The 18672-nt window shown below is 29.2% G+C and carries 20 protein-coding genes; all 20 read left to right on the top strand.

Features of this window, described 5'->3' with window-relative positions; all coding sequences use genetic code 11:
• Positions 1–4: 4 nt before the first annotated feature.
• The 20 genes from ALEK_RS07665 (at position 5) to ALEK_RS07760 (ending at position 18614) form a co-directional block, all read left to right on the top strand.
• The gene (locus ALEK_RS07665; RefSeq protein ID WP_071625749.1) at positions 5–1660 is read left to right on the top strand and encodes a hydrogenase maturation protein; all 1656 of its coding nucleotides are present in this window, start codon (positions 5–7) and stop codon (positions 1658–1660) included.
• Entirely contained in the window at positions 1653–1994 is a 342-nt protein-coding gene (gene hypA, locus ALEK_RS07670) for a hydrogenase/urease nickel incorporation protein HypA (RefSeq protein WP_071625748.1), read from the top strand. The genes ALEK_RS07665 and hypA overlap by 8 nt, the downstream gene beginning before the upstream one ends.
• Before the next feature lie 335 nt (positions 1995–2329).
• Positions 2330–2899 (top strand): TetR/AcrR family transcriptional regulator, encoded by a 570-nt coding sequence (locus ALEK_RS07675; protein ID WP_071625747.1) that lies wholly within the window; start codon positions 2330–2332, stop codon positions 2897–2899.
• A 65-nt stretch (positions 2900–2964) separates the two neighbouring features.
• Complete coding sequence (locus ALEK_RS07680) at positions 2965–3978, top strand: DMT family transporter (RefSeq protein WP_071625746.1); 1014 nt, start codon at positions 2965–2967, stop codon at positions 3976–3978.
• Between the two features lie 343 nt (positions 3979–4321).
• Positions 4322–5437, top strand: coding sequence for an ABC transporter substrate-binding protein (locus tag ALEK_RS07685; RefSeq protein ID WP_071625745.1), 1116 nt, complete (start codon positions 4322–4324; stop codon positions 5435–5437).
• A gap of 134 nt (positions 5438–5571) precedes the next feature.
• On the top strand, positions 5572–6468 hold the full coding sequence (locus tag ALEK_RS07690; RefSeq protein WP_071625744.1) for a branched-chain amino acid ABC transporter permease: 897 nt from the start codon (positions 5572–5574) through the stop codon (positions 6466–6468).
• 29 nt (positions 6469–6497) lie between these two features.
• Positions 6498–7523, top strand: a complete 1026-nt coding sequence (locus tag ALEK_RS07695; RefSeq protein WP_407983841.1) for a branched-chain amino acid ABC transporter permease — start codon at positions 6498–6500, stop codon at positions 7521–7523.
• Complete coding sequence (locus ALEK_RS07700; protein ID WP_071625742.1) at positions 7520–8287, top strand: ABC transporter ATP-binding protein; 768 nt, start codon at positions 7520–7522, stop codon at positions 8285–8287. Before ALEK_RS07695 ends, ALEK_RS07700 begins: the two co-directional genes overlap by 4 nt.
• Positions 8280–8975: an ABC transporter ATP-binding protein gene (locus ALEK_RS07705; RefSeq protein ID WP_071625741.1), complete on the top strand. Its 696-nt coding sequence runs from the start codon at positions 8280–8282 to the stop codon at positions 8973–8975. Before ALEK_RS07700 ends, ALEK_RS07705 begins: the two co-directional genes overlap by 8 nt.
• Before the next feature lie 80 nt (positions 8976–9055).
• Positions 9056–9703, top strand: a complete 648-nt coding sequence (locus ALEK_RS07710) for a MarC family protein (RefSeq protein ID WP_071625740.1) — start codon at positions 9056–9058, stop codon at positions 9701–9703.
• A gap of 65 nt (positions 9704–9768) precedes the next feature.
• Positions 9769–10185, top strand: coding sequence for a hypothetical protein (locus ALEK_RS07715; protein WP_071625739.1), 417 nt, complete (start codon positions 9769–9771; stop codon positions 10183–10185).
• Positions 10186–10232: 47 nt separating this feature from the next.
• On the top strand, positions 10233–10433 hold the full coding sequence (locus tag ALEK_RS07720; protein ID WP_071625738.1) for a hypothetical protein: 201 nt from the start codon (positions 10233–10235) through the stop codon (positions 10431–10433).
• Positions 10426–10635: a hypothetical protein gene (locus ALEK_RS07725; RefSeq protein ID WP_071625737.1), complete on the top strand. Its 210-nt coding sequence runs from the start codon at positions 10426–10428 to the stop codon at positions 10633–10635. Before ALEK_RS07720 ends, ALEK_RS07725 begins: the two co-directional genes overlap by 8 nt.
• The gene (locus tag ALEK_RS07730) at positions 10635–11063 is read left to right on the top strand and encodes a type II secretion system protein (protein WP_071625736.1); all 429 of its coding nucleotides are present in this window, start codon (positions 10635–10637) and stop codon (positions 11061–11063) included. The genes ALEK_RS07725 and ALEK_RS07730 overlap by 1 nt, the downstream gene beginning before the upstream one ends.
• Positions 11063–12910, top strand: a complete 1848-nt coding sequence (locus ALEK_RS07735) for a primosomal protein N' (protein ID WP_071625735.1) — start codon at positions 11063–11065, stop codon at positions 12908–12910. Before ALEK_RS07730 ends, ALEK_RS07735 begins: the two co-directional genes overlap by 1 nt.
• 78 nt (positions 12911–12988) lie before the next feature.
• Positions 12989–14311, top strand: coding sequence for an NfeD family protein (locus tag ALEK_RS07740; RefSeq protein WP_071625734.1), 1323 nt, complete (start codon positions 12989–12991; stop codon positions 14309–14311).
• On the top strand, positions 14308–15066 hold the full coding sequence (locus ALEK_RS07745; RefSeq protein ID WP_071625733.1) for a slipin family protein: 759 nt from the start codon (positions 14308–14310) through the stop codon (positions 15064–15066). Before ALEK_RS07740 ends, ALEK_RS07745 begins: the two co-directional genes overlap by 4 nt.
• 64 nt (positions 15067–15130) lie before the next feature.
• Positions 15131–16318, top strand: a complete 1188-nt coding sequence (locus tag ALEK_RS07750; protein WP_071625732.1) for a tetrahydrodipicolinate N-succinyltransferase N-terminal domain-containing protein — start codon at positions 15131–15133, stop codon at positions 16316–16318.
• A gap of 134 nt (positions 16319–16452) precedes the next feature.
• Entirely contained in the window at positions 16453–16701 is a 249-nt protein-coding gene (locus ALEK_RS07755; protein ID WP_071625731.1) for a hypothetical protein, read from the top strand.
• An 83-nt stretch (positions 16702–16784) separates the two neighbouring features.
• Positions 16785–18614 carry an ABC-F family ATP-binding cassette domain-containing protein gene (locus ALEK_RS07760; protein ID WP_071625730.1) on the top strand — a complete coding sequence of 610 codons (1830 nt, stop codon included), beginning with the start codon at positions 16785–16787 and terminating at the stop codon, positions 18612–18614.
• Positions 18615–18672: the final 58 nt, after the last annotated feature.

Below are 18672 nucleotides of genomic sequence, written 5' to 3' on the forward strand. Positions count from 1 at the left end.
ATATATGAAGATACTTTTAATAATATCAAGTTTTAACTCTTTATCGCAAAGTGTATATTGTAAGTTAAGAGAACTTAATCATGAAATTAGTGTTAAGTTTGCAATCTCAAGTGAGCTTATGATAGAAGAGGTACAGAGTTTAAATCCTGATATTGTTTTATGTCCATTTTTAAAAGAGTATCTTCCTTGTGAGATTTTTGAAAACTACGATAGTTTTATACTACACCCGGGAATCATTGGAGATAGAGGTCATAACTCCCTAGACCATGCTATTAATGATGAGGTAAAACAATGGGGTGTAGTAATACTAAAAGCAGACCATAAATTAGATGCAGGAGATATTTACGCACAAGCAAATTTTCCTATGAGAATATCTTCTAAAGCTTCGATATATCGAAATGAAGTAAATAAAGCTAGTTTAGAAGCCTTAGAAGAGTTCTTAGAAAACTATCAAAACAAAGATTTTATTCCTACAAAACAAATACAAAATGATATTCATATTCCAATAACTATGGATAAAAGAATCATAGATTGGAATAACGACACTACAAAAGAGATAATCAAAAAAATAAACATGTCTGACTCACATCCGGGTGTAAAAGAAAACCTACTTGGAATAGAGTGTTATTTATATGGTGCATCTTATGAAGAGAGTTTCAAAGGTGAACCAAAAGAGATATTAGCTAAAAGAGATGGCGCTATTTGTATTGGTACAATAGATGGAGCACTTTGGATATCTCATATAAAAGAAGTAGGAAAGTTTAAACTTCCTGCTACATATGTATTAAAGAACAAAATCAAAGGAATAGCTGAGAATAGACTTCCTTTGATTGTAGATTATAAAATGCAAACATATCATGAAATATCAATGGTTCAAAAAGATGAGGTTACATATCTATATTTCAACTTTTATAATGGAGCTATGAGTTCAGCTCAAGCTCTGCGATTAAAATATGCAGTTGACTTTCTAAAAGATGAGTGTAAAGTATTAGTTCTCATGGGTGGAGATGATTTCTTCTCGAACGGTATTCATCTAAATATTTTAGAAGATAGTAAAAAACAAGGGGAAGATGGTTGGAGTAATATAAATGCTATGAATGATGTGGTTAAGTCTGTATTATTAAGTGAAGATATTATTACAATTGCTTCTTTTGCTAAAAATGCAGGAGCTGGAGGAGTATTCCTAGGACTTAGCTGTGATTATGTAATAGGATGTGATGGAGTTGTATTAAATCCACATTATAAAACTATGGGATTAACAGGAAGTGAATATCATACTTATTCCTTACCTAAAAGAGTAGGTGAGCAAAAAGCACAAGAGTTATTAGATGAATGTTTACCTATAAGTGTAAGTGAAGCAAAAAAGATAAATATGATTGATGAGGTATTTCAAAGCTCATCTTATATGAAAGATTTAGAAAACTTCTCAAATGCTTTATTAGAAGATGAAGATAAGTATGAAGATTTTATAGACTCAAAAAAAGACAAACTTTATGATGATGAAGAGTTAATGGAATCATGCAAAGAAAAAGAACTATCTATTATGTATGATGAGTTTTGGCTCTCATCTAGTACTTTTCATAACTTACGTAAAAACTTTGTAAACAAAACTAAACCAACAAATACACCAAAAAGATTAAAAGGAAAACAAGATGCATGAATATAGTATCGTTCAATCACTACTTGAAAGCTGTGAACAACACGCAAGAGAAAATGATGCCAAGGAAGTTACAAAAGTAGTAGTAAAGATTGGTGTGTTATCTGGGGTAGAACCTGACTTATTACAAACAGCATTTGATACATTTAAAGAACAAACAGTCTGTCATAATGCTGAATTTATTCTAAACATACAAAAAATAACTATTAAATGTGTATCTTGTAATAATGAGTCAGTTTTGGAAAAGCATGAATTTCAATGCCCATCATGTCAAAGTACTAATATTGAGGTAATAGACGGTGAAGACATGTATTTAATGTCTCTTGAGATGGAGTAGGCTATAAGCCTATAAAATAGGGCTTTTAATAAAACAATAATAAAAAATCTCTCTGAAATATAGTATATCTTCACTTTATTTGTAGTATATATTTTTTGAACTTACTAAACTTTTATACTAGATAAAAAAGGCTTTATAGTGATTAGTTTTAATGAGCATATAGAATTTAGATAAAATCTAATTCAATTGTATGTTTTATTTTTAAATTAAATATTTCTACTACTTTTAAAACTACTTTTATAAAAAGTTTTTTCTTGAAGACTTATTTTTTTAAAATATTAAAAAAGGAGATTTATTGTATTATCTCACTGGCACATTATGAATAAAGGTAAAAATTGGATATTAGACAAAAAATATTAGATAAAGCATTTGAAGAAATACATAAAAATGGATATGAATTTGCTTCAATAAATAAAATCTTAAAAGATGTAGGTGTTAATAAAGGTTCAATGTATCATTATTTTAAATCAAAAAGAGAATTGACTCTTACAATGATAAAAGAAAATCTAAATAATTATATTGAAGAAAAATATAGTGTAATATTAAAAGTAGAAGAGAATCATATTCAAGAAATATTAAAAGTTTTTAGAAAAAGTAGTAGTCAAGGTGTATGTAATGGATGTAGATTAAATAATTTAGTACAAGAATTATCTCATAGGGATAATGATTTTAAAGTTGAGCTAGAAAAAATATATATAAGATTTGAAAATATTATAGAAGAAGCAATTGTCAAAGCTATAGAGAATAAAGAAATTTCTCATCCCAATCCAAAAAGACTATCAATTTATTTAGTTGCTTCACTGGAAGGTTGTGTTGCTACTGCAAAAAAATCTCAAGATTTAAATATATATAATGAATGTATTGATGAAATAGAAAATTATCTTAACTCTCTAAAGGACTTATAGAATCAGTTGACCTTAAGGTCAAATAGATTACAATTCATTTGACTTTGAGGTCAAATGGAGAAAATATGAATAATAAATTACCGATAATTGCTTTTATATCCCTAGGTATAATATGGGGTAGCAATTTTATATATATGAAATGGGCAACTGAATTAATCTCGCCCTTACAGATTGTATTCTTAAGAGTTTTTTTGGGATTTATTCCAGTTTTAGCATACTCTTTATACAAAAAATCAATGTCTTTAAATCATTTTAAATATAGTTTACATTTTTTTGTGATGTCATTATTGGGAACGACTGTTTACTACTATTTTTTTGTTAAAGCATCATCTACTCTTTTATCTGGGGTAATGGGTGCATTAAGTGGTTCTATACCTTTATTTGCTTTTCTTCTAGCAGTTCTTTTTATTAAAGAAGAAAAACTAAATATTAGAATATTTGGTATTTTAATTGGGGTAATTGGAGTTGTATTAATTGCAAAACCATTTAATGATAATATTTTTAACTCTAATATTGAAGGAATCTTTGATGTTGTGTTTGGTTCATTAATACTTGGTTCATCATTTGTTTATGCAAAGAAATTTATATCACCTTTAAAAATTCATTTTTCTGCATTAACAACTTATCAATTAGGATTTGCTTTATTAACTCTTCTATTAATTACAGATTTTAATGGAATTATTAACATAAAGAACGATACTCACACATTTTTAGGAATGATTATAGGGTTAAGTTTATTAGGAACAGGATTGGCATATATCTTATATTATTACATAATAGAAGAGTTGGGTGCAGTTGCAGCTTCATCTGTAACATATATACCACCAGTAGTTGCATTAATAATTGGATACTTCTTTATTAATGAAAATATTGATTTAGTAGATTGTATTGGGACTATACTAATTTTCTTTGGTGTATTTATTGTAAATAATAAAAGGGAAAAAATGAACAAAGATAAAAATCTAAATAAAACTGAGAACACTAAACAAATAGATAATACAATTAGTGAAAAGAAGAAAAAAGAAAAAATGCCAATGCATATTCTAATATATGATATTATAAGAAAAACATCTATATAAAACTTAAGCCTATAAAAGAATGTATATTTATTTCTAATAGTCTGTATAAAAATACTTTTTTATCAGCATTCAAGAATATAAAAAATAATTGATAATAATTCAAAGACTATACTCTAATTACATAGAATGATATGTATCTAATGAGTTTAGAAATGAGTTAATTGTTGATTAATTACTTATGAAAACAAAACTTTTAAATCATTATTGTATTTAATACAAGTGGGGAAAAAGTGGGAAATTGAATAAAATGTGTAATTTTTATAGTAAAAAGGGTTTTAAATAAGCTATTTTTACATAATTTTTACATATGATTATGTTAATGTAGTTTTACTAAGGAGAATCAATGAAGAAAATATTAAGTTTAGCAGTAGCATCTGCACTAACGTGTGGTGTTGCTATGGCAAAAGAAATTAAAGTTGGTGCAGTTATGCCAATGTCGGGTCCTTTAGCAGCTTATGGACAAGTAACAAACTTAGGGTTAGAGTTAGCACACAAACAACAACCTAAGTTAAAAAATGGTGATACAATTAAACTTGTACTTATTGATAATAAGGGTGATAAAGTTGAGACTGCAACTGCAACTACAAGACTTATCTCTTCTGATAAAGTTGTTGCTATTTTAGGTGCATTAACATCTACTAATACAGCTCAAACTATCGCTATTGCTGATAAGAAAAAAATTCCAGTTATTGCATCTGTTGCTACTAATGATAAGTTAACTGCTAGAAGAACTTTTGCAAATAGAGTTTGTTTTACAGATTCTTTTCAAGGTGAAGTTGTTGCAAACTTTGCTATTGAATCAGGATACAAAACTGCTGTAGTTGTAATTGACCAAGCACAAGTTTACTCTCTTGGACTTTCTAAAGCGTTCCAAAAAGCGTTTAAAAAGAAAGGTGGAAAAATTGTTAAGAAAATCAAAGTTACTTCAGGTGATAAAGATTTCAAAGCAGTAGTTTCTCAAATCAAGAAAATTAACCCTGACTTTATGTTTATGCCTTTATACCACCCAGAAGCTTCTATGATTGCTAGACAATCTAAGCAATTAGGTCTTAAAAAACCAATGTTCTCAGGTGATGGTGTTGCTAACCAAACATTCATTGATTTAGGTGGAGATTCAGTAAATGGTTATATGTTTACAGATTTCTTTGACTATACAAATCCTCCATCTCAAACTTCAGCTGAATTCGTAAAATTCCACGAAAAAGAGACTGGAAAAGCAGAAATGAATTCATTCACAGCATTAGGTGCTGATACTTATAATATCTTAATTGATGCTATGAATAGATGTGAAGACCCAACAAACTCAATTTGTATTAATGATCAAATCAAAAAAACAAATGGTTTTGACGGTGTTTCTGGAAAAATCTCTATTAATAGTGAAGGTAACGCAACAAGATCTGCGGTTATCAAAGAGATTAGAAATGGTAAAGCTGGCTTTAAAGCGACAGTGAATCCGTAGTTAGTTTAATTCTTTTAAAAAAGTCTAGCAAGTTGTTGCTAGACTTTTTTTTTGCAATAGAAAGAGCAATAGATTTACTTTTCCTATTGTAAAAAAGTAAATTATTAAGTTTTGTAGAAAGTTCAGGAGATTTGATGGATATTTTAACGTTTATGCAGCAAATGGTAAATGGATTCAGTTTAGGTTCGATGTATGCCTTAATTGCAATTGGTTATACCATGGTTTATGGAGTGCTGAGGCTTATTAACTTCGCACATGGAGATATTATGATGGTTGGTGCCTTTTTAGGTTATACATTTATGGCAGTATTTGACTTGTCGTTCCCAGTTACAGTTCTATTAGCAGTTACATTATCTGCTGCTTTTGGTATGTTTATGGACAAAATTGCATACAAACCTTTAAGAGAAGCGCCAAAAATTTCTCTTTTAATTACTGCAATTGGTATTTCATTTTTCTTAGAAAATGCCTTTACAGTATTTGCAGGTGGAGTTCCTAGAGCCTTTCCTGTTCCAGATTACATGGAAAATATTTTTAATGTAGCAGGTGTTACTTTCTCTGTTGCTTCTATTTTAGTTCCAATTATCACACTTATTTTATTATTAGGTATCTTATTTGTTTTATACAAAACAAAATATGGTATGGCAATTAGAGCTTTATCATTTGATATTAAAACTGTAAACCTTATGGGTATTGATGCTAATACTATTATTGCATTAGTATTTGGATTAGGTTCAGGACTTGCTGCTATTGGTGGTATTTTCTGGGCAGTAAATTATCCTTCAGTTGAGCCTATGATGGGAGTTCTAGTTGGACTTAAAGCCTTCGCTGCTGCTGTTGTTGGTGGAATTGGTTCTGTTACAGGTGCTGTATTAGGTGGATTTATTATTGGATTTACTGAAGTTGTTGTAATTGCTTTCTTCCCTGAAATGGGTGGATATAAAGATGCCTTCGCATTTATTTTCTTAATTTTAGTACTTTTATTTAAACCTACTGGAATTATGGGTGAAGATTTAGAAAAGAGTAGGTTCTAATCATGACGAATAATATTACAAATAATGAAATCTTTACAAAACAAAGATTAATTAATCTAGCTATTATTGTTACGGCTATTTGGTTTACTCATTTCGCACAAGTTACATTTGATGAATATACAGTAAGAATTATTAACAATGTTGCAATTTTTGTTATTCTTGCAGTTTCATACAACCTGATTAATGGTGTTACTGGTCAGTTCTCACTAGAACCTAATGGGTTCGTGGCAATTGGTGCTTATGTTACAGCTATTTTACTTGTTGATAGTGAAGGTATGTTATATCAATACGATATTGAAGATCCATATCCTTGGGTTTTAGCATTACAAACTAATTTTTTATGGGCTTTAATTTTATCTGGAACTATTTCAGCATTATTAGCATTGTCTTTATCTTTCCCTGTATTTAGAGTAAGAGGAGATTATCTTGCTATTGTTACTTTAGGATTTGGATTTATTATTAGAATTCTTGCTATTAATTCCCCAGAGATTACCAACGGTTCTTTAGGTATTAATGATATTCCTGAGTACTCAAATCTTTATTGGACAGGTGGAGTTGCTATCTTTACTGTAATGGCTATTTTAAATATTATCTATTCAAAATTTGGTCGAGCAATGAAAGCTGTTAGAGATGATGAAGACGCAGCAACTGCAATGGGTGTTAATACATTTAAGATTAAAACATTGGCATTCTCTACATCTGCATTCTTTGAGGGTGTTGGTGGTGGATTATTAGCTGCATTATTAACATCAATTTCGCCAGATTTATTTACATTCTTCTTAACATTCCAATTACTAATTATTATTGTACTTGGTGGATTAGGTTCAACAACTGGTGCTATTTTAGGTACTATTTTTGTAATGGCTGGATTAGAATGGATGAGATTCTTAGACGAACCTATGAATATCTTAGGTTACGAAACAGAAGCACTTCCAGGAATGAGAATGGTTGTATTCTCACTTATTCTTATTATTGTTATGCTTTTCGCAAGAGAAGGATTAATGGGTAAAAAAGAGTTAAAAGACTTATTTAAAAAGAAAAAGGCAAACAAATGATTTTAGAAGTTTGCAACGTAACTAAAAAATTTGGTGGTGTAACAGCCATCAAGGATACTTCTTTTAGTGTGAACTCAAAAGAAATATATGGACTTATTGGTCCAAATGGTGCTGGTAAAACAACAATGTTTAATATCATTACTGGAAATTACGAACCAACAGAAGGTTCTATTAAATTCCATGGTCAAAGAATCGATGGTATTAAACCTTACAAAATTGTACATAGAGGAATAGCTAGAACATTCCAAAATATTAGATTATTTAAGTCTATGACAGTTTTAGATAATGTTTTAATTGGATTTGATTATCAAGCTACTTATACATATTTTGAAGCGATTTTAAGATTACCAAGATTCTTCAAAGAAGAGAGAAGAGTAAAACAAAGAGCTTTTGAAATTATGGAAGTTTTAGGAATTGCTCAGTTTGCTGATGAATTAGCAACTTCTCTTTCTTATGGTCAACAAAGAAAAGTAGAGATTGCACGTGCTTTAGCTGCAAACCCTCAACTTTTACTTTTAGATGAGCCAGCAGCTGGTATGAATCCACAAGAAACACATGAGTTAGCTGAACTATTCTTCAAAATTAGAGATGAATTTGATGTAACAATTTTATTAATCGAACATGATATGAAGTTTGTAAATAAACTATGTGATAGAGTTATGGTTTTAGACTATGGAAAAACTATCTTTGAAGGTGATATTAAAGACGCTATTAAAGATGAAGAAGTAATCAAAGCTTACCTTGGAGATTTTAAACATGCTTAATGTAAAAGACTTAAATGTATATTACGGTTTAATTAATGCTGTAAGAGGTGTTAATTTTGAAGTAGGCGAGGGACAAATTGTTTCTCTTATTGGCTCAAATGGTGCTGGTAAAACTTCTACTTTACAATCTATTGTAAATGATGTTAAAAAAACTGGAGAAATTAGTTTCAAAGGTAATAATATCTCAAATCTTAAAACACATAAGATTATTCAAAGTGATATTGCACTTGTTCCAGAAGGAAGAAGATGTTTTCAGAACTTAACAATTGAAGAGAACCTTAGAATGGGTGCTTTTAATAATGATGAAAAGTACGAAGAACTTCAAGAAGAGATGTTTAAACTATTTCCAAGACTAGTTGCCAAAAAAGGTCAACTAGCTGGAACAATGAGCGGTGGTGAACAACAAATGCTTGCAATTGCTAGAGCATTAATGTCAAGCCCAAAACTTCTTATGTTAGATGAACCATCATTAGGACTAGCTCCTAAAATTATTGGTGAGCTTTTTCAAACAATAGTTAGACTAAAAGAAGAAGGTATTACAATTCTTTTAGTTGAGCAAAATGCCTTTGCTGCATTAGAAGTTTCTGATTATGCTTATGTTTTAGAAAACGGTCAAGTTGCCCTTGAAGGTAAGGGAAGTGATCTAATTAGTTCTGATGAAATTAGAGCTAAATACTTAGGTGCTTAATATTTTATAAAATGTGACTTTAGTGTAATTAAAGGATAATTTTCTGATATAATACGAAAAAATATATCAAAAGGTTTACCTTGTTAGCACTTGCAGATTACATACAAATAGCAATAGGGATAGTTACAATTTTCTCTCCCTTTGCTGCTATTCCCATTTTTGTATCTCTTACATCAAACGCATCAATTCAAGAAAAAAATGATACTGCTAAAACAGCTGCATTCTCAGCTGGTATTGCTGGACTTACTTCTGTATGGATTGGTCAGTATATACTAGTTTTTTTCGGTATTTCAATTTCTTCTTTCAAAATTGCAGGTGGAATCTTGCTTTTATTAATGGCAATTAATATGTTAAATGCTAAAATCCCAAAAGCCAAAAATACTAAAAGCGAATTAAAAGAAGCAAAGAAAAAAAGTATTAATGTTAGTGAAATTGCAGTAGTACCTCTTGCTATTCCTCTTATTGCAGGTCCAGGAGCTATATCTACAATTATTATTTTCTCACAAAGATCAAGTGAATTTATGCATTTGATTGCTATGAGTGGTATTATTATTGCTATTTCTTTATATATTTTAGTTATGCTTAGAATGGCTACGTTTATCTCTAAAAAATTAGGAATTACAGGTATCAATATCATCTCAAGAGTAATGGGATTAATACTTGCTTCTATTTCAATAGAGTTCATCACATCAGGGCTTCTTACAGTTTTCCCAGTTCTTGCTGGTTGAGTCATTTAAAAACTGTTAATTAAAAAAAATTATAATTTATAAAATATTAGGATAGGAAATAATAAATGTTATTAATGAAACTAGAAACAAAAGAAAAATTTTCATTTTTACAGTTAGCTCATTATTTAGCTAGAATTGACAATAACTTTGGGGATAAAGAAGTAGAAATTCTAAAAGAGTATTGTACAGAAATGGGAATTGATTATATTGATTCTTTCGATATGGATAGTTTTTGTTTAGAAGAGATTTTAAATCATTTTAAATCAAAGAAAAGCCAAAAAATCGTACTTTTAGAGCTTATGATACTAATTCATATAGATAATAACTTTCATGTTAATGAACAAGAATTAATCAAAAAGATTACAGACAAATTTGAAATCTCACTTGATGATGCTGGGGATTTTTCACAATGGGGAAAATCTGTTGCAATGTTGTATCAAGTTGCAAATATCTTCATAAACGAAGAAAAAAACGAGAATTAACAATTCTTTAAACTTTCTTAGTAGGAAAGTTTTGATAAAATTCCATTATGGAAATAATAGAGACATTAAATACAAAATTAGATAAATTATTACACGATTACGATAGATTAAGACTAGAGAATCAATCTTTGAAACAAGACTTAGAACTTATGAAGAATGAGAACGATGAATTAATCAGAAATAATCAAGATATGTTTCTAAGAATAGATAGTACATTAACATTACTAAAGGCACAAAAAAGTGAATAAAGAAATCACATTTTATATTAACAATATGGCTTATACTATTAATGTTGACGATACTATGGAAGAACATCTTACAAAATATTTAGAACTTGGTAAAAATAACGATACAAAAGATTTATTAGCAGCATATATACGAATCACTCAAGAGTATACAAACTTCAAAGGTGATGTGGAACAAATCTCAGATAAGTTAGCAAGGTTTTAATGAGTAAAGCTTTTACTTTATTAGAATTGATAATTGCAGTTTTATTAATCTCAATAATCTTATCCTTTGCAATTACAAAATACGATAACATTTTTAAAAGTTCTAATATGACGAAAGTCAAATCAGATTTAGCACTAATTCAAAATGGTATTTCAAATATAAAAAGAAAAAATGTACTTTTATCTTTAAATGAAAAAATAAATACATTAGATGATGCAATAGCTTTGAGTGATAATGAAAATCTTTTCTCAAAAGTTATTGATTTTCCAATAGTATCTACATCAAGTAGCCAAGTAGGGAAATGGTTAAAAAAATCTTCAGATAAATATGAGTTTTTTTTAGATTCAGATACAAAAATTAAATTTGCACTTAAAGATGAATTCTTTGAGTGTAAAAGCCCAAAAGATATTTGTCAGGAGTTACAATAGTGTTATATTATGAATTGGCTTTACTAAAATCTCCACTTGCAAATCTTACTTATCAAAGTGAAACTCAAATAGAAATTGGTACGAAAGTACAAGTTAAACTACAAAGAAGAAAAAATCTAAATGATGCAGTTGTTATTAAAGAGGTTGAAAAACCATCTTTTAAATGTGTAAACATAGAAGAGATAACAAGTGAATATTATGATGATAAAATGCTTCAGGTATCTAATTTTATTTCTCAATATTATGTTAGTTCATTAGGTGAGGCATTAAGTATCTATAATGCATATAATAGTGAGTATAAAGCACAAGAGAATGAAATCAAAATTGATTGTGATATAGATCTATCAAAAGAACAACAAGAAGCATTTGATTTTTTAAATAATAAAAAACAAGCTTTGCTTTTTGCAAACACTGGTTCAGGAAAAACAGAGATTTATATCAAAGTTATTGAGCAACATATAAAAGAGGGAAAACAAGCTGTTTTATTAATGCCAGAGATTTCTCTTACTCCTCAAATGCAAAAAAGACTTGAAAAAGTTTTTGGTGAAAGTATTGCTATATGGCATTCAAAAATTACTAAAAAGAAAAAAGAGACAATTCTTCAAGGTTTACAAGAAGGTAGTATTAAATTAATTGCAGGAGCTAGATCTGCACTTTTTTTACCTTATAGTAACTTAGGAGCTATTATTGTAGATGAAGAGCATGACGAGTCTTATAAGAGTGATTCTAAGCCAAGATTACATACAAAAGATTTAAGTATCTATATGGCCAAGAAATTAGATATTCAATTAGTTCTAGGTAGTGCTACTGCTTCTGCTGGATCTTTTTCAAAAGTTCCATTTTTTAGATTAGATAAAACCTTTTATGATACTTCTAAACAGTATGAATTTGATGAAGGTGAGTCATGTCTTACTTCAAAAATTGTAAATAAAATTGGAAGTACTTTAGATACAGATAATCAAGTTATTGTTTTTCTTCCAACAAGAGCAAACTTCAAATATCAAATTTGTACTTCTTGTGGTAAGTCTGTTGAGTGTCCTTATTGTTCTGTTTCTATGAGTTTACACAAAAATTCATTAGCTTTAAAATGTCACTACTGTGGTTATGCGCAAAGAATACCTGAAACTTGTCCTTCTTGTAAGACTGGAATTATTCATAACTTGCGAGTTGGTACGGCACAAATAGAAGAAGAACTAAAAGAAATATTCCCTCAAAAAGTAGTAAAAAGATTTGATAGAGATGAAGTACGAACGGACAAACAATTAAAAACTATTTTAAATGAATTTAATAAAGGTGAAATAGATATTTTAGTTGGAACTCAAATGCTTTCAAAAGGTCACGATTACCATAATGTAAAATTAGCTGTTGTAATTGGAATTGATTCTGTTTTAAATATGAATTCATATAAAGCAAGAGAGAGGGCTTTATCTTTATTAATTCAAATCTCAGGAAGAAGTGGAAGAAAAGGTGATGGAGAAGTAATTATTCAAACTAAGAATGAAGAGTTCTTTAACTACTATTTAAATGAGTCAAATTACCAAGACTTTTTAGAAACTGAACTTGAATTTAGAGAAGATTTATATCCTCCATATCTTAAAATGGCAAAAATTGTTTTTGCTCATGCCAATGGTATTAAAGTAAAACAAGAACTTGATAAATATATTACTATTTTAAAAGCTAGAGAAAATATAGAAGTTGTTGGGTTTGGAGAATGTGCTATTTTTAAGATGGCAAATAAATATAGATATGAAATAGTAATTAGATCTAAAAATGTAAAAGCAATGCTTACTACCTTACATAGTGTAACTTCTCCTATGGCATCTGTAGATATGGATACTATATACTAATTTAATTACTTTATTGCTTTTGATTTTAAATAGGAGTAAGATAATAATATGAATACTAAATCCTAATTAGGAGTTATTATGAAACTTATTTATTATCTACTCTTTTTGATATTCTTTTCAATTTTTCTAAATGCAAATACAATTACTCATATAAAAATTGATAGTACAATCTCCCCTGCAAGTGCAACTTACTTAAAAGACGCCTTTAAACATACAAAACAACATAATTCATCTTTATTGTTAATTGAATTAAATACTCCTGGAGGATTAGCTACTTCTATGAGAGAAATGATTCAAGATATTTTGAATAGTGAAATACCAGTTGTAGTATATGTTTCTCCGAAGGGTTCAAGAGCTGCTAGTGCAGGAACTTATCTTACTTATGCTGCTCATATTGCTGTAATGTCCCCCGGCACAAATATTGGTGCTGCAACTCCTGTAAATTTAATAAGTATTCCAAAGGAATCACAAAAAGATGAAAAAGGTAAAAAAACAAATAAGAAAGAAAATACAGATAAAACAGCAATGGAAAAGAAAGTAATAAATGATTCAATTGCATATATAAAAAGTATTGCCGAGCTTAGAAATAGAAATATCCCTTGGGCAATAGAAGCAGTAGAAGAAGGGAAAAGCATCTCAGCTAAAGAGGCTTTAGCAAAAAATGTTATTGATTATGTGGCAAATGATATTAAAGAACTATTAACATTAATACATAATAAAAAGATCTTAATAAATAAGAAAGAGATTATTATTGATACTTCTAATGCAAATATTTTACTCTTTGCAGCATCATGGAAAACTAGCTTTCTAATGAAAATAGCAAATCCTAATATAGCTTATATTTTTTTAATAGTTGCTATGTATGGCATTTTATTTGAAATGATGAATCCTGGTTCTTTATTTCCTGGTGTAATTGGAATTACATGTGGTTTAATCGCTATGTATTCTTTAAATATCTTACCATTTAACTATGTAGGATTATTGCTAATATTTTTAGGTATAGCATTTATGATAGCTGAAGTATTTATTTCTGGTTTTGGTATTTTGGGAATTGCAGGTGTAATTTCATTTGCTTTTGGTTCTGTTTTTCTTTTTGATGAAAAGACTTTGGGTGAAGGAGTATCAATTCCTTTAATTATGGCTTTTAGTTTAGTTAGTTTAGCTTTTTTTGTTTTTATATTTGGATTTTTAATTAAATCTAGAAAAAACAAAACAGTATCAGGTCTTGGAACTTTAATAGGAAGAGAAGCAAAAGTTGTAGAAGTAAAAAATGGTACATATAAAATTAGAATTGATGCTGAACTATGGAATGCAGTCGGAGAGAAAGATTTTTCATTAAATGAAAATGTAATTGTAGAAAAAATAGATGGTTTAATTGTAAAAATAAGGAGTCTAAAATGATGTCATTAACTTTTACTTTAATATATATATTAGGTTTTATTCTTGTTTTATTGGTCTTATCTGTAAGAATTTTACGTGAATATGAACGAGCAGTTGTATTTACACTTGGACGTTTTACTGGTGTTAAAGGACCTGGATTAATTATAATAATTCCATTAATTCAACAAACAGTTAGAATAGATTTAAGAACAATTGTTTTAGATGTTCCTACTCAAGATGTAATATCTCATGATAATGTTTCTGTACATGTAAATGCAGTTGTTTATTTTCGAGTAATAGACCCTCAAAAAGCTGTTATACAAGTTGAGAATTTTCATATGGCAACAAGTCAGTTAGCCCAAACTACCTTACGTTCGGTTCTTGGTGGGCATGAACTAGATGAAATGTTAAGTGAGAGAGAAAGATTAAATTCTGATATACAAGATATTTTAGATAAACAAACAGATATTTGGGGAATAAAAATATCAAATGTAGAAATAAAACATATTGATTTAGATGAAAGTATGATTAGAGCAATTGCAAAACAAGCAGAAGCTGAGAGAGAAAGACGTGCAAAAGTTATTAATGCAAAAGGTGAACTTGAAGCTAGTAAAAATATTCTAGCAGCAGCAGAAGTAATTAGTCAAAATCCTAAAGCAATACAATTAAGATATTTGCAAACACTAAGCGATATTTCTAATGATAAAACTAATACTGTTGTATTTCCTTTTCCTACGGAACTTAGTAGTTTATTTGATAAGGGATTAAAGTCTTAATACTTTTATTTAAACTAAAATTAGTATTCTATACTGTATAATGCCAAAAAATCAAGGAGATATAATGGCTTATACAAAAGAAGATTTTAAAAAATTAGTAGAAGATATTCAAGCACAAGATTGGTATAGAAACCCAATTGGATTCGGTATTGCAAAAGTAGATAGAGGACAATTAGATTCTTCTAAAATTTTACAAGCAACTTACCCATTAATTAACTGGGAAGAAAACTACGGAAGTGCTGCTGTATTATTAAACGCTCTTAAAAAAGCAGGAGAAAATGTAGATACAAGTGGTTCTGAATTAGTTTGTGGAATTTCTGATACTTTCTTAGCTGAGTGTGTTGAATCATTCAGACCTTACATCCCAGAAGCAAAGGGTGATGCGCACAAAAATGTTCAAGTAATTTCTGCATTAGCATCTTTACCAATTGATTCAGGATTAACTGCAAATGATTACAAAGTAGTATTTATTTTTGAAGACGAAAATGCACAATCTGTTGAAGCTTCATACTTAAAATTATACGCTTTATCAACTGGAAAAGCAGCTTTAAGATCATTAAACTTAAATGGTATCTTTGGTCAATTACACAATGTTGCATGGGTTGGAAATCAACCAATTGAACTTGACTGGTTAAGAGAAAATGAAATTACATTAAAATTATCTGGTAAATACCCTACAATTGATATGGTAGATAAATTCCCAAGATTCTTAGGACATGTAATTCCTGCTGATAATACTAGAATTTTAGAAACTTCTAAAGTAAGAATGGGTGCACAATTAGCTGGTGGTACAACTGTAATGCCTGGTGCTTCTTACATTAACTTCAATGCTGGAACTGAAGGTTCTGTAATGGTTGAAGGTAGAATTTCTTCTTCTGCTAAAGTTGGTGCTGGTTCTGATGTTGGTGGTGGAGCTTCTATTTTAGGTGTTCTTTCAGGTACTGATGGTGTTCCTGTTACTATTGGAGAAAACACTTTATTAGGTGCTAACTCTTGTACTGGTACTGCTATTGGTGACTCTTGTATCTTAGATGCTGGTGTTACTATCTTACCTGGTACTAAAATTGCATTATCTGAAAAAGCAGTAGCTGCAATTAAAGAAATTAACCCAGAAAAAGAAATTTCAACTTCAATGAAAGGTGCTGATTTCTTAGGTGTTAATGGAGTACACTTCAGAGTTAACTCAACAACTGGTCAAACAATTGCTATGAGATCAACTAGAGAAGTTAAATTAAACGCTGACTTACACTAATTTTTTTGTAATTTAAAGCCTAAAGGGAGGAGGAACTTATTGTTCTTTCTCCCTTTTTTTATGTTTGCCACTAATTTGCCACAAAATTATTAAATAATAAAAATATTATATTAATTGCAAATTAGGATTAAATCATGGATAGAAAAATTGAATTATATGACTTTAACTACAACTACTACTGCGGTAAAATTAAAGCTGATGATAAAATAGAACTTTATAGTGATAGTGGTCAGTATTTTCATGGCAAAGTTCGTAATGATGTATTTATTGATATTTACGATAATAGAGGCAATTATTTATTTGGAAAAATAAAGAATGAAAATAAAATAGATTTATATACTGATGAGGGAAAACATTGGTATGGTACTATTGCTCAATCTTAAATCCTTTAACTAACCAGTCTATAACCCACAATATCTTATAATCCTTTTTAAATTTAAAATAAAAAAGATTATAAAAGAACAACATGATAGAACTTTCAAATATTTCAAAAAGCTATGCACATAAAGAACTTTTTACAAACCTAAACTTTAGACTTAATCAAGGTAATAAAATTGGTTTAGTAGGAAGAAATGGTAGTGGTAAGTCTACTTTATTTAAAATCATTTTAGGTGAAGAACATCAAGATGATGGAGAGATTAATATTCCAAAGGGATATAAAATCGGAGCGCTTAAACAGCATCTTGTTTTTACTGAGAAAACTGTAAGAGAAGAGGGTGCTTTAGCCCTTGGGGAAGATGATAAATATAGTGTTTATAAAGTTGAAAAGATTTTATTTGGACTAGGATTTACTCATGAGGATTTAGATAAAGATCCTATGAGTTTCTCAGGTGGATATCAAATTAGAATTAATCTTGCAAAACTACTTGTAACAGAACCTAATTTATTATTACTAGATGAGCCTACAAACTACTTGGATATTTTATCACTTAGATGGCTAAAATCCTTCCTTAAAAGCTTTGAAGGTGAAGTTATTATAATCACTCACGATAGAGACTTTATGGATGCTGTTACTACTCATACAATGGGATTAGTGAGAAGAAACTTAGAGATTATTCCTGGAAATACTCATAAGTTCTATGCTCAATTACAAAGTAATGATGAACACTATGAAAAACAAAAAATAGCACAAGATAAAAAAAGAAAAGAACTTGAAGAGTTCATTGCTAAAAATAAGACAAGAGCTTCAACAGCAGCTCAAGCGCAATCAAAACAAAAAGAGCTTGATAAAATGGAAGATTTATCTTCATTAGCTCATGATAGTACATTAGATTTTGATTTTAATTTCAAAGATACTCCTGCAAAAGTATTATTAGATGTTAAAGATGTAAGTTTTGGATACAGTCTTGATAATATACTTTTTGAAAACATTTCATTTACACTTAAAAAAGGTGAAACTTTAGGAATCATTGGAAAAAATGGTAAAGGAAAATCTACTTTATTAAATACAATTGCGGGTGAATTAAAACAAGTAGATGGAAATGTAGATTATCATGGTACCACTACTTTTGGTCACTTTGGACAAACTAATATTGATCATTTAAATCCAGCTAATACAATCATGGATGAGATTTATGTAGGTAATCCAAAACTAGGGGAAGCTACTGTTCGAGGAATTGCAGGTTCTATGATGTTTAGTGGGGATGATATTAAGAAAAAAGTATCATTGCTTTCAGGTGGTGAAAAATCTAGAGTAATGCTTGGTAAAATTCTAGCAACGGATGTAAATGTTTTATTCCTAGATGAGCCTACGAATCACCTTGATATGGAATCTATTGATTCTCTTACAAGTGCTATTGAAAAGTTTGATGGTTCTTGTATCGTTGTAACTCACAGCGAAGAATTATTAAGAAGAGTATGTGATAGATTAATTATATTCTCAAAAGGTGGAGCTGATTATTTTGATGGTGGTTATGATGACTTCTTAGAAAAAATTGGTTGGGAAGAAGAGGAGCTTGAAGAAAAAGTAAAAGCTGCTCCAAAAGTAAATAAAAAAGAGAATAAAAAACTAAGAGCCCAATTAGTTCAAGAAAGAAGTAAATTAACTTCACCTCTTAAGAAAAAAGTTGAAAAGTTAGAAAATGAAATCATGGAGATTGAAGATAAACTTGAATCAGAACAGCATGAACTAATCCAAGCCTCAAATGCAGGTGATAATAGTAAAGTTATTGAGTTATCACAAATAGTTACTAAAAATGAAAAACTTGTAGAAGAGAAGTTTGAATTATTAGAAACTACACAATTAGAATTAGATGTTCTAATGGATGAATACGAAGAAAAATTAAATAACTTATAAAAAGAACACCAAAAGAACACCAATTTATTGAATAATATTTTAAATATTATTTAAGGTA

Source organism: Poseidonibacter lekithochrous (genome assembly GCF_013283835.1).
Classification (GTDB): Bacteria; Campylobacterota; Campylobacteria; order Campylobacterales; family Arcobacteraceae; genus Poseidonibacter; species Poseidonibacter lekithochrous.

Excerpts from the sequence above, each read along its gene's own strand:
- ALEK_RS07665 (WP_071625749.1), top strand. The coding sequence starts at position 5 with ATGAAGATACTTTTAATAATATCAAGTTTTAACTCTTTATCGCAAAGT.
- hypA (WP_071625748.1), top strand. The coding sequence starts at position 1,653 with ATGCATGAATATAGTATCGTTCAATCACTACTTGAAAGCTGTGAACAA.
- ALEK_RS07680 (WP_071625746.1), top strand. The coding sequence starts at position 2,965 with ATGAATAATAAATTACCGATAATTGCTTTTATATCCCTAGGTATAATA.
- ALEK_RS07685 (WP_071625745.1), top strand. The coding sequence starts at position 4,322 with ATGAAGAAAATATTAAGTTTAGCAGTAGCATCTGCACTAACGTGTGGT.
- ALEK_RS07690 (WP_071625744.1), top strand. The coding sequence starts at position 5,572 with ATGGATATTTTAACGTTTATGCAGCAAATGGTAAATGGATTCAGTTTA.
- ALEK_RS07700 (WP_071625742.1), top strand. The coding sequence starts at position 7,520 with ATGATTTTAGAAGTTTGCAACGTAACTAAAAAATTTGGTGGTGTAACA.
- ALEK_RS07705 (WP_071625741.1), top strand. The coding sequence starts at position 8,280 with ATGCTTAATGTAAAAGACTTAAATGTATATTACGGTTTAATTAATGCT.
- ALEK_RS07715 (WP_071625739.1), top strand. The coding sequence starts at position 9,769 with ATGTTATTAATGAAACTAGAAACAAAAGAAAAATTTTCATTTTTACAG.
- ALEK_RS07720 (WP_071625738.1), top strand. The coding sequence starts at position 10,233 with ATGGAAATAATAGAGACATTAAATACAAAATTAGATAAATTATTACAC.
- ALEK_RS07730 (WP_071625736.1), top strand. The coding sequence starts at position 10,635 with ATGAGTAAAGCTTTTACTTTATTAGAATTGATAATTGCAGTTTTATTA.
- ALEK_RS07740 (WP_071625734.1), top strand. The coding sequence starts at position 12,989 with ATGAAACTTATTTATTATCTACTCTTTTTGATATTCTTTTCAATTTTT.
- ALEK_RS07745 (WP_071625733.1), top strand. The coding sequence starts at position 14,308 with ATGATGTCATTAACTTTTACTTTAATATATATATTAGGTTTTATTCTT.
- ALEK_RS07750 (WP_071625732.1), top strand. The coding sequence starts at position 15,131 with ATGGCTTATACAAAAGAAGATTTTAAAAAATTAGTAGAAGATATTCAA.
- ALEK_RS07755 (WP_071625731.1), top strand. The coding sequence starts at position 16,453 with ATGGATAGAAAAATTGAATTATATGACTTTAACTACAACTACTACTGC.
- ALEK_RS07760 (WP_071625730.1), top strand. The coding sequence starts at position 16,785 with ATGATAGAACTTTCAAATATTTCAAAAAGCTATGCACATAAAGAACTT.